This window comes from Micrococcus lylae, from assembly GCF_900163825.1.
In the GTDB taxonomy this organism is placed as follows: Bacteria; Actinomycetota; Actinomycetes; order Actinomycetales; family Micrococcaceae; genus Micrococcus; species Micrococcus lylae.
This window is the reverse complement of record NZ_FUKP01000031.1, coordinates 1-9,725: the sequence shown is the minus strand read 5'-3', so window position 1 is coordinate 9,725 and position 9,725 is coordinate 1. Positions and strand designations below refer to the sequence as shown.

Genomic DNA, 9,725 nt, shown 5'->3' with positions numbered 1-9,725 from the left:
CCGGCCTCACTGGCCCCTGCATGTGTCAACAACGTCATGCCCTCCTACACCTAGCGTGTTCGGCATGACCCCTTCCTTTCCCCTCCAGCTCCGCCTCCCCGGCGGCCACGGCCGCCGCGTGCTCGTCACCGGCGCCTCCGGCTACGTGGGCGGCCGTCTCATCCCGGAGCTGCTCGCCGCCGGCTTCACGGTGCGCGCCGCGGCCCGCAACACCGACGCTCTCGCCGACCGCCCCTGGGGCTCCGATGTGGAGATCGTGCGTTGCGACCTCTCCGATCCCGAGGACGTGCTGGCCGCCATGCAGGACATCCACACGGTCCTCTACCTCGTCCACTCGATGGGCGGCGGGGCCGGCTTCGTGGAGCGCGAGCAGTCCATCGCGGACACCGTGGCCACCGCGGCCGAGGCCGCCGGCGTGGCCCAGCTGGTCTACCTCTCCGGCCTGCACCCGGACCGGCCCGTGGAGGAGCTCTCGGACCACATGCGCTCCCGCGAGCTCGTGGCCCGCCGCCTCGAGGAGTCCTCCGTCCCCACCCTGACGTTCGAGGCCGGCATCGTGATCGGCTCCGGCTCGACCAGCTTCGAGATGATCCGCCACCTCACCGAGCGCCTGCCGATCATGCCGGGCCCCTCCTGGCTGGGGAACCGGGTGGAGCCGATCGCCATCCGGGACGTGCTGCACTACCTCGTCCACGCGTGCGCCCTCGAGGCCCCGGTGCAGGCCCGCGGGCAGATCGGCTGCGGCACCCCGCAGACCTTCGCGTCCATGCTCACGGACTACACGGAGGTCGCTGAGCTCGGCCGCCGGCGCGTGATCGCCCTGCCGCTGCCCGCCATGCGCCTGTCCGGCGTGTGGATCGGACTGGTCACCCCCATCCCGGTGGGCGTGGCCATGCCGTTGGCCGCGTCGCTGGCCGAAGACGCCGTCACGGACGACCACACCGTGGCCGAGATCGTCCCGGACCCCGCCGGAGGTCTCACCTCCTACAAGGAGGCCGTCCGCCGGGCGCTGGCCCGCGAGCAGGAGGGGCCGCTCGAGGTCACCTGGGATGCGGACCAGAGCGTCGGCCGGGACCCGGCCGCTCCCCTGCCCGCGGACCCGGGCTGGGCCGGTTCCACCGTCTACACGGACGAGCGGGAGAAGGAGACGGACCTTTCCCCGGAGCAACTCTGGCCCGTGCTCGAGTCCATCGGCGGCCCGAACGGCTGGTACTCCACCCCGTTCTTGTGGCGGATGCGCGGCTGGATGGACAAGCTGATCGGCGGGCCGGGGCTGTCCCGCGGCCGCCGCGACCCGGAGCGCCTGCGCCTCGGCGACCATGTGGACTGGTGGCGCGTGGAGTCCATCGACCGCGGCCGCCTGCTCACCCTGCGCGCCGAGATGCGCGCCGGCGGACGGGCCTGGCTGCAGCTGGGCGTCGAGCGCACCGAGGGCGGCTGCGTCTACCGCCAGCGGGCCGTGTTCATGCCCTCCGGCCTGGTCGGCCGCGCCTACTGGACGGCCATCCTGCCGTTCCACGCCCTGGTGTTCCCGTCCATGGCCGAGAACATCGTGGCCGAGGCGCGACGACGGCCCCTCGCCGCCGCCTGACGGCCCGCCCGGGGTGGGCCCTCGCCCTGGCAGACGGAAGGGCCCCGCCCCGTCACACTGACGGCGCGGGGCCCTTCCCGTGCGTCCGGCTCAGGCGTCGGCCTCGGCCTGGGCGTCCTCGAGGGTGGTGGACGGGTCCACGATCTGGCCCTCCCAGCCGTCGGACACCGCGTAGACGAGGCAGTGCTGGGAGCCGTCGGCGGAGTTGCGCAGCTCGGTGGCGGAGACGGTCACGTCGAGCTGCTTGCCGGCCTTCGCGCCGGTGGTGCGGCAGACGGACTCGGTGTCGGTGGTGTCGTCCTCGCCCTTCTCCGGCACGGCCCAGAGGTACTCGGCGTTGTGCTCGTCGTCGCAGTCGACCTTCTCGAAGGTGCCCACGTCACGGGCGCCCGGATCGTTGGTCAGGCAGTCGCCGGCGGAGAAGGAGACCTCCTCGGCCTGCGGGGCGGCGCCCTCGCCACCCTCGGACGAGGTGGACTCGGACTGGGTGGCCGACTGGTCGGCGGTCTCCTGCTCGGCGTCCTGGGACTCACCGGCGCAGGCGGTCAGGGCGAGCAGGGCGGCGGCGCCGAGGGCGGCGGCGCGTGAGGTGCGGGCGATGCGGGTCATCTCGTCTCTCTTCCGTTCTTCTCTTCGTTCAGCTTCGGTGCATTCACGGTGCGCGTCCTCGCCGGATTCCCCCTGCCGGCGGCGCGCGTGCCCGGGGTCCCGAGCCGGGCACATTGGGCCACTGTACGCTGGATGTGACGGCACACCATCGCGTGGGTGACCTGGGTCACGTCGGCCACGGGTCGCCGTTCGGAAGCCTCGGCACCAGCTCGGACGGCAGCCCCGGCACCAGGTCCGGCGGCCGTGCGGCGCGCCGGCCTCCGCCCAGGTCAGGGCCCAGGACGCCGCCGCCGACCGCCGGGCTCACCGGCCTGACAGAATGACCGCATGACCTCCTGCGCCGCACAGCCCGATCCTGCCGCCGCCGACCCGCACGCCGTTCCGCAGACGTCCGAGCAGGGCGGCACACGGGACGGCCACCGGGACGCGGAGGAGGTCGTCGTGCTCCTGGCCGAGGACGGCACCCCGGCCGGCACCGAGCCGAAGGCCACCGTGCACCGGCACCAGAACGAGGGCACGCCCCTGCACCTGGCCTTCTCCTGCCACGTGTACGGCCCGGACGGCCGGTTCCTGCTGACCCGGCGTGCCCTGGCGAAGAAGACCTTCCCCGGCGTGTGGACCAACGGGTTCTGCGGACACCCGGGCGTGGAGGAGACGCCGGCCGAGGCCGTCGGGCGGCGCGCCGTCCAGGAGCTGGGCGTGCCGGTGCACTCCGTGGAGCCGGTGCTGCCGGACTTCCGCTACCGCGCGGTGGACGCCGCCGGCGTGGAGGAGAACGAGATCTGCCCGGTGTTCCGGGCGCAGACGGACGGCGACCCCGCCCCGGTGTGGGACGAGGTCGCCGAATGGGAGTGGGTGCAGGTCGCGGACCTCACCGCCGCCCTGGCCGCCGTGCCCGCCGCGTTCAGCCCGTGGCTGGCGCAGCAGTGGCGGCAGGGGGCCTTCGAGGGGCGCTGAGGCAGCCCCGGCGCAGGGCCGCACCGCCACGACGACGGCTGCTCCCCTTTCAGAGCGCCGCGCGCCTCAGGCCTGCGGCTGACCGCCCTGGGCCTGACCACCCTGGGCGGCGGCGTCGTTCTTCGCCGCCTGCTCCGCGGCCATGCGACGGACCTCCTCGATGTCCAGGCCCTTGACCTGCTGCACGAGGTCCTCCAGGGCAGGAGCCGGGAGGGCGCCGGGCTGGGAGAAGACGAGCACGCCGCCACGGAATGCCATGAGGGTTGGGATCGAGGTGATGCCGGCCATCGCGGCCAGCTGCTGCTGGTCCTCGGTGTCCACCTTCACGAAGGCGACGTCGTCATGCTGCTCGGAGGCGGCCTCGAAGACCGGGGCGAACTGCTTGCAGGGGCCGCACCACTCGGCCCAGAAGTCCACCAGGACGGTGTCGTTCTCGGCGATGGTCTGCTGGAAGGACTCGAGGGTCAGGTCGGTGGTGGCCATGGCAGGGATCCTTTCGGACGGGTTCTCGCCGGCGTCCGCCGCGGACGCGGTCACGGTCCGGCGCGTTCTGTCAGGCGGCAACAGGATGCCCCGCCCGGTCTATTCCAAGGCTGACGGACGACGGCCCCGGATGCCCCCCGGTTCAGCGCCCGACGTATTCCGTCCGTCCACCCGGCAGGCGGCTTCCCGACGACGGCCGCCCACCTCCGGCGTCCGCTCGCCTCCGTCCGCGGCACCGGAGCGCGGCGGCGCTCCTCAGATCCCGAACTCGAGCGGGTCCTGGCGGGCTGGCCGCCCGGAGTCCGCGGCGTCCACGGCCGCCAGCTCGTCTGCGGTGAGCTCGAGCTCCAGGGAGGCGAGGTTCTCGGCCAGGTGCGCGGCGGAGCTGGAGCGCGGGATGGCCACGCGCCCGGACTGCCGGTGCCAAGCCAGCAGCACCTGCGCGGGGGTGGCCCCGTGCGCCGCGGCGGCTGCGGTCACGGCCGGCACCTCGAACGGCTTCCCGCCGCGTCCCAGCGGCGTGTGGGCCACCACGGCGGCACCGTGGGCGCGCGTCGCCTCTTGGACGGACCGCTGCTGGACCAGGGCGTCCACCTGGATCTGGTTCACCGCCGCCTGCAGGCCGTCGGCCGCGAGGGTCTCGAGGTGCTCGGACAGGAAGTTGGACACGCCCCAGGAGGCGGCCGGGCCGTCGTCGCCGACCATGCCGGCGAGCGCTGCGGCGGTCTGGCGGAAGGTTCCCTCCTGCGCGGTGCGCCAGGGATTCGGCCAGTGGATGAGCACAAGATCCACACGGTCCAGGCCGAGCCGCTCGAGCGAGCCCTCCAGCGAGGCTCGGACCCGGTCCGCGGGGCCGAAGGCGTCCGCGGTGAGCTTGGTGGTCACCTGCACCGCCTCCCGCGGCACTCCGGCAGCACGCAGGGCGGCCCCCACCACGGCCTCGTTGCCGTAGGCCTGGGCGGTGTCCAGGTGCCGGTATCCCAGTGCCAGGGCGCGTTCGATCGCGGCCTGCCCCTCGGGTCCGGTGAGCTTGTAGGTCCCCAGTCCGAGGGCTGGAAGGGCTGTGGCCGGCACGGAGTTCTCCATGCCGGCCACAGTAGCTGCCGGGGATCAGGCGATGCCGAGGAAGGTGACCGCACCGATCACCACGGCGGTGACGATCACCGGCGCCACGATCGTGACCATGCCGACGTCCTTGTAGGACTCGCGGTGGGTCATCCCGCAGACCATGAGCAGGGTGATGACCGCACCGTTGTGGGGCATCGAGTCCAGGCCGCCGGAGGGCGAGCCGGTGATGCCGATGGCCGGTGCGGTGGATGTGGCGGATGGACTCCCCGACGACGACCGGTCACCTGCGTGCGGAAGGTGCAGGACCGTCGTCGGGAAGCGCGCTGGGCCGGCGTCGAGAAGCGGGCGCGGTGCCCGGCGGCGACCGCACTAAGCTGGCGGCATGAGCCTCGCCTCCCTGCTGATCCTCAACGGCCCGAACCTCAACCTGCTCGGCACGCGCGAGCCGGAGAAGTACGGCACGCAGACGCTCGCCGACGTGGAGGCGCTGGCCGCCGAGACCGCCGCGCGGTTCGGATGGACGGTCGAGTGCCGGCAGTCCAACCACGAGGGGCAGCTCATCGACTGGATCCACGAGGCGCGCGGCAAGCACGCGGGAATCGTGCTGAACCCGGGCGCCTACAGCCACACCTCGGTGGCGATCCGCGACGCCCTCAGCGCGGTCGAGCTGCCCGTGGTGGAGGTGCACCTGACGAACATCCACGCCCGTGAGGAGTTCCGCCACCACTCCTACATCTCCGGCGTGGCCGTGGCCGTGCTGTGCGGCACCGGCGTGCAGGGATACGCGTACGCCGTGGACCGCCTGGCCCGGCTGGGCGGGGCTACCGAGCAGCGCGTCACCGGATAATCGACGGTTCGTCACCAGATCGCAGAGATTCTCCGCGGTCCTGTGACGAACCGTCGATTATCAGCCCGGGCCGTCAGCCCTCGCAGTCCGCGCCCCTGCCCTCGAGCCAGGCGAGGACGGCCTCGCGGTCCTCGTCCAGGTGCGGCGGGGCCTTCACGTGCCGCGCCGGGGTGCGGGAGTAGTCCACGGGGTGGCGCACGGTCGGCACCCCGCCGGCGTCCGCCACCGGGTCCAGCCCCAGCTTCTCCGCGTACGCGATGCCCTCGTCCACGCCGAGGATGGGCGCGCACGGCACCCCGACCTCCACGAGCTCGTCCTGCCACTGCTGCGCGTCCCGCTCGCCGAGGCGCCCCACCATCAGTGCCCGCAGCTCGTCGCGGTTCTCGTTGCGGGCGGACATGGTGGCGAACTTCTCGTCCTGCGCCAGCTCCGGCATCCCCAGCACCTCAGCCAGGCGGGCGAACTGGCGGTCATTGCCGACCGAGATGATCAGGTCCGTGTCCCGGCAGGCGAAGGGGCCGTAGGGGAACAGGCTGGGATGGTCGTTGCCCATGCGCCGCGGCACGGCACCGCCGGCCACGTAGGCGGAGGTCTGGTTGACCAGGCCGGACAGGGCGGTCATGAACAGGTTGAGCTCCACGTGCTGGCCCCTGCCGGAGCCCTCGCGCTCGCGCAGCGCGGCCAGGATCGCCACGGCGCAGTGCAGTCCGGTCATCACGTCCATCATCGCCACACCGCCCTTCTGCGGCGGGCCGTCCGTCTCGCCGGTGAGGGACATGAACCCGGAGACGCCCTGGACGAGCATGTCGTAGCCGGGCAGGTGCGCGCCTGCGGCCGTGCCGAAGCCGGTGATGGAGGCGTGCACCAGGTGCGGCCAGCGCTCGGCCACGGAGTCCGCGTCCAGCCCGTACTTGGCCAGGCCGCCGGGCTTGAAGTTCTCCACCAGCACATCGGCCTCGCCCACGATCCGGTGCACCAGCTCCAGCTGCTCCGGGTCCTTCATGTCCAGGGCGATGGAGTGCTTGTTGCGGTTCGCGGACATGAAGTACGTGGACATGTCCCCGTGCACGGGGGGCCGCCAGGTGCGGGTGTCGTCCCCGCCGGGCGACTCCACCTTGATGACGGTCGCGCCCAGGTCCGCGAGCAGCATGGTGCAGTACGGTCCGGCGAGCACCCGGGACAGGTCCGCCACCACGATCCCCGCCAGCGGTCCGGTGCCGTCCCCGGTGAGCCCGCTCGCGTCCGCCGGCCCCGTGCCGTCCGTCCCGACGACGGCCGCCTCGCCGCCGTCCTGTCCGGTCGCCTTCTGCATGCCTCGCCTCCTGGAAGTCCCTCGACGGCGGGCCGGGCACACTGCCGGGCACACCGCGTCCTTCGCTCCAGCAGACCACCGCCGCGGTCTCAGGTCCAATAGCCGATCCGCACCGATTGTTACCCTCGGCGCATGGATCGGCGCGGTGCCGCGCCCAGTCTGGGCGCCCCGGCGCCCCGCCAGGCAGGAGGAGCATCCCATGGACGTCCGCGAGGCCCACGCGTTCCTGGCCGTGGCCGAGGAACTGCACTTCGGACGTGCGGCCGAGCGCCTGCACATCGCGCAGCCGCCGCTGTCCCGCACCATCCGCAACCTGGAGCGCGCCTACGGCACCGCCCTGTTCGACCGCACCACCCGCACCGTCTCCCTCACCCCCGCCGGCCGCGCCCTCCTGCCGGCCGCGCAGCGCCTCGCCGACGCCGCCGCAGACGTGGACCGCGTCATGGCGGACGTGGCGGCCGGACGCACCGGCCGCATCCGCCTGGGCTTCGCCAGCACCTCGAACCACCGGCACGTCGGCCGTCTGGCCCGCCGGGTCAAGGCCGACCACCCGGGCCTGGCCCTCGAACTGCACTCGGCGCAGTTCTCCCACCAGGGCTTCTCCCGTGTGATGGACGGCCGCCTGGACCTGGCGATCGGCCGCTGGGACCACCTGCCGCCGGAGCTGGACTCGGTGCTGCTGCGCCGGGAGGAGGTCCTCGTCGCCCTGCCCGCGGACCACCGCCTCGCCCACCGGGACGAGGTCGCGTTCGCCGAGCTCGCGGACGAGGACTGGATCGTCCTGCCCACCGGTGTCAGCGCGGCCCTGCACCACCGCTTCACCTCGCTGTCCCTCTCGGCCGGCGTGATCCCGCGCGTGACCGAGACGGCCCCGGACTCCTGGACCATGCTCGTGCTCGTGGCCGCCGGCAACGGCGTCGGCTTCAGCATGGAGACCGTCCGGGACAACGCCCACCACGAGTCCGGCGTCCGCTTCGTCCGCCTCTCCGGCCCGGCGAACCCCATGGACATGCGCATGATCTGGCGCCGGGACCACGACTCCGCCGCCCTGCGCTCCGTCGTCGAGGCGTCCGTGGAGGTCTTCCAGGAGCACGACGACGGCTCCCCCGCCTCCGCCTCGCCCGGCACCGGAGGCTGAACCGTGCCGGTTCGGGGCGCCTGCCCCGCCTCCGCCTCGCTCGGCGCCGGGCGCTGAACCCCCGCCTCACCTTCTCGGCCACACTCGAGGGCGGCGCGATTCAGACCAGAATGATCTGACCGACCCCCGATCGGGACATGAGGTGACGTCAGCGGCGAGCGGGCACCCCACCGACGCCCACCGGCGGAGGTGCGGGAGCCGTCGTCGTGCCTGTTTCCCTGTCAGCGCCGGATGCGCGCACCTAGAGTGGCTGTGAGACCACCCGTGCGGCAGCAGCCGCCGCCCCTGCCAGGAGGAACCGTGCCCAAGCACCCCACCGACATCATGAACATCGAGGCCCTCCTCAGCCCCGAGGAGATCGCCGTTCGAGACAGGGTCGCCGAGTTCGTGGACCGCCGTGTCCGCCCGAACATCGGCCAGTGGTTCGAGGACGCCGTCCTCCCCCTCGAGCTCATCCCCGAGATGGCCGAGCTCGGCCTGTTCGGCATGCACCTGGAGGGCTACGGCTGCGCAGGCCGCACCGCCACCGAGTACGGCATCGCCATGCAGGAGATGGAGGCCGGCGACTCCGGTCTGCGCACCGTCGTCTCCGTGCAGGGCTCGCTCGCCATGTCCTCGATCCACAAGCACGGATCCGAGGAGCAGAAGAACGAGTGGCTGCCGAAGATGGCCCAGGGCGAGGCCATCGGCTTCTTCGGCCTCACCGAGCCGACCGCCGGCTCCGACCCGGCCTCCATGGTCACCCGCGCCCGCCTCGAAGGCGACGAGTGGGTCATCGACGGCGCCAAGCGCTGGATCGGCCTGGCCTCCGTGGCCCAGCTCGGCGTGGTCTGGGCGAAGGTCTCCAACGAGGACGTCGCCGCCGCGGACACCGCCGGAGCCCTGGGCCTGGAGATCAAGGACGGCAAGGACGGCGAGACCGTCCGCGGTTTCATCGTGCCGACCGACACCGAAGGCTTCACCGCCACCCCCATCACCCAGAAGCTCTCCATGCGAGCCTCGCTGCAGTGCGACCTGACGTTCGAGGGCATGCGCCTGCCGCTCAACGCGATCCTGCCGAAGAACCCCGGCCTGCGTGGTCCCTTCATGTGCCTGTCCGAGGCCCGCTACGGCATCGCCTGGGGTGCCATGGGCGCCGCCCGCGACTCCATCGAGCAGGCCATCGCCTACTCGAGCGAGCGCCTCCAGTTCGGCAAGCCGCTCTCCGCCTACCAGCTGACCCAGAAGAAGCTCACGGACATGACCGCCGGCCTGCAGACCGGCCAGCTGCTGGCCCTGCAGCTGGGCCGTGCGAAGGACGCCGGCACCCTCACCCCGGCCATGATCTCGCTGGCGAAGCTGAACAACTGCCGCACTGCGATCGAGATCTGCCGCGAGGCCCGCACCATCCTCGGCGGCAACGGCATCACCGGCGACTACTCCCCGCTGCGCCACGCCAACAACCTCGAGTCCGTGCGCACCTACGAGGGCACCGACGAGGTCCACACCCTGATCGTGGGCCAGACCCTCACCGGCGAGGCGGCCTTCCGCGGCTGAGCCGGAGCACGCCCGGCCACAATGACCCCGGCACATGCGTTTTGAGGGCGCAACACGGGGTTGAGATTGCGGCCGGCTCAGGTGGTCAGTGCAACACCGTCCTGGGCTTGGGCGATGAGCTCGTCTAGCTGTACTCGGCCATGACGTTGGTGACAGATAGACGTTGACGATGAAAAGAACCTCC

The 9,725-nt window shown here is 72.4% G+C and carries 10 protein-coding genes; 5 read left to right on the top strand and 5 right to left on the bottom strand.

The window, feature by feature from the left end:
- The first annotated feature begins 64 nt into the window (after window positions 1-64).
- Window positions 65-1,591 carry an SDR family oxidoreductase gene (locus FM125_RS04980; protein WP_067190679.1) on the top strand — a complete coding sequence of 509 codons (1,527 nt, stop codon included), beginning with the start codon at window positions 65-67 and terminating at the stop codon, window positions 1,589-1,591.
- A 90-nt stretch (window positions 1,592-1,681) separates the two neighbouring features.
- Here the strand turns inward: FM125_RS04980 and FM125_RS04975 are convergent, their stop codons facing one another.
- Window positions 1,682-2,200 (bottom strand): hypothetical protein, encoded by a 519-nt coding sequence (locus FM125_RS04975; protein WP_087133829.1) that lies wholly within the window; start codon window positions 2,198-2,200, stop codon window positions 1,682-1,684.
- 327 nt (window positions 2,201-2,527) lie between these two features.
- On the opposite strand from FM125_RS04975, the gene idi reads away from it, so the two are divergent.
- Complete coding sequence (gene idi, locus FM125_RS04970) at window positions 2,528-3,157, top strand: isopentenyl-diphosphate Delta-isomerase (protein ID WP_082739819.1); 630 nt, start codon at window positions 2,528-2,530, stop codon at window positions 3,155-3,157.
- A gap of 66 nt (window positions 3,158-3,223) precedes the next feature.
- On the opposite strand, the gene trxA is transcribed toward idi, so the two are convergent.
- From trxA to FM125_RS04955, 3 genes are all read right to left on the bottom strand, one after another.
- Complete coding sequence (gene trxA, locus FM125_RS04965) at window positions 3,224-3,640, bottom strand: thioredoxin (protein WP_067190655.1); 417 nt, start codon at window positions 3,638-3,640, stop codon at window positions 3,224-3,226.
- Window positions 3,641-3,895: 255 nt separating this feature from the next.
- The gene (locus tag FM125_RS04960; protein ID WP_070637498.1) at window positions 3,896-4,726 is read right to left on the bottom strand and encodes an aldo/keto reductase; all 831 of its coding nucleotides are present in this window, start codon (window positions 4,724-4,726) and stop codon (window positions 3,896-3,898) included.
- 24 nt (window positions 4,727-4,750) lie between these two features.
- Window positions 4,751-4,903 (bottom strand): hypothetical protein, encoded by a 153-nt coding sequence (locus tag FM125_RS04955; RefSeq protein ID WP_245232161.1) that lies wholly within the window; start codon window positions 4,901-4,903, stop codon window positions 4,751-4,753.
- 187 nt (window positions 4,904-5,090) lie between these two features.
- Here FM125_RS04955 and aroQ point away from each other — a divergent pair, with 187 nt between their 5' ends.
- Entirely contained in the window at window positions 5,091-5,555 is a 465-nt protein-coding gene (aroQ, locus tag FM125_RS04950; RefSeq protein WP_067190659.1) for a type II 3-dehydroquinate dehydratase, read from the top strand.
- Between the two features lie 73 nt (window positions 5,556-5,628).
- Here the strand turns inward: aroQ and FM125_RS04945 are convergent, their stop codons facing one another.
- Window positions 5,629-6,867 carry a CaiB/BaiF CoA transferase family protein gene (locus tag FM125_RS04945; protein ID WP_082739820.1) on the bottom strand — a complete coding sequence of 413 codons (1,239 nt, stop codon included), beginning with the start codon at window positions 6,865-6,867 and terminating at the stop codon, window positions 5,629-5,631.
- Window positions 6,868-7,066: 199 nt separating this feature from the next.
- Between FM125_RS04945 and FM125_RS04940 the strand changes: the two genes are divergently transcribed.
- Together FM125_RS04940 and FM125_RS04935 are read left to right on the top strand one after the other, a co-directional pair.
- Window positions 7,067-8,005, top strand: coding sequence for a LysR family transcriptional regulator (locus FM125_RS04940; RefSeq protein ID WP_087133828.1), 939 nt, complete (start codon window positions 7,067-7,069; stop codon window positions 8,003-8,005).
- Window positions 8,006-8,329: 324 nt separating this feature from the next.
- The gene (locus FM125_RS04935) at window positions 8,330-9,541 is read left to right on the top strand and encodes an acyl-CoA dehydrogenase family protein (protein ID WP_245829820.1); all 1,212 of its coding nucleotides are present in this window, start codon (window positions 8,330-8,332) and stop codon (window positions 9,539-9,541) included.
- Window positions 9,542-9,725: the final 184 nt, after the last annotated feature.

Bases quoted from the DNA above. Each gene is read 5' to 3' on its own strand.
- FM125_RS04980 (WP_067190679.1), top strand. From the start codon at position 65: ATGACCCCTTCCTTTCCCCTCCAGCTCCGCCTCCCCGGCGGCCACGGC.
- FM125_RS04975 (WP_087133829.1), bottom strand. From the start codon at position 2,200: ATGACCCGCATCGCCCGCACCTCACGCGCCGCCGCCCTCGGCGCCGCC.
- idi (WP_082739819.1), top strand. From the start codon at position 2,528: ATGACCTCCTGCGCCGCACAGCCCGATCCTGCCGCCGCCGACCCGCAC.
- trxA (WP_067190655.1), bottom strand. From the start codon at position 3,640: ATGGCCACCACCGACCTGACCCTCGAGTCCTTCCAGCAGACCATCGCC.
- FM125_RS04960 (WP_070637498.1), bottom strand. From the start codon at position 4,726: ATGGAGAACTCCGTGCCGGCCACAGCCCTTCCAGCCCTCGGACTGGGG.
- FM125_RS04955 (WP_245232161.1), bottom strand. From the start codon at position 4,903: ATGCCCCACAACGGTGCGGTCATCACCCTGCTCATGGTCTGCGGGATG.
- aroQ (WP_067190659.1), top strand. From the start codon at position 5,091: ATGAGCCTCGCCTCCCTGCTGATCCTCAACGGCCCGAACCTCAACCTG.
- FM125_RS04945 (WP_082739820.1), bottom strand. From the start codon at position 6,867: ATGCAGAAGGCGACCGGACAGGACGGCGGCGAGGCGGCCGTCGTCGGG.
- FM125_RS04940 (WP_087133828.1), top strand. From the start codon at position 7,067: ATGGACGTCCGCGAGGCCCACGCGTTCCTGGCCGTGGCCGAGGAACTG.
- FM125_RS04935 (WP_245829820.1), top strand. From the start codon at position 8,330: ATGAACATCGAGGCCCTCCTCAGCCCCGAGGAGATCGCCGTTCGAGAC.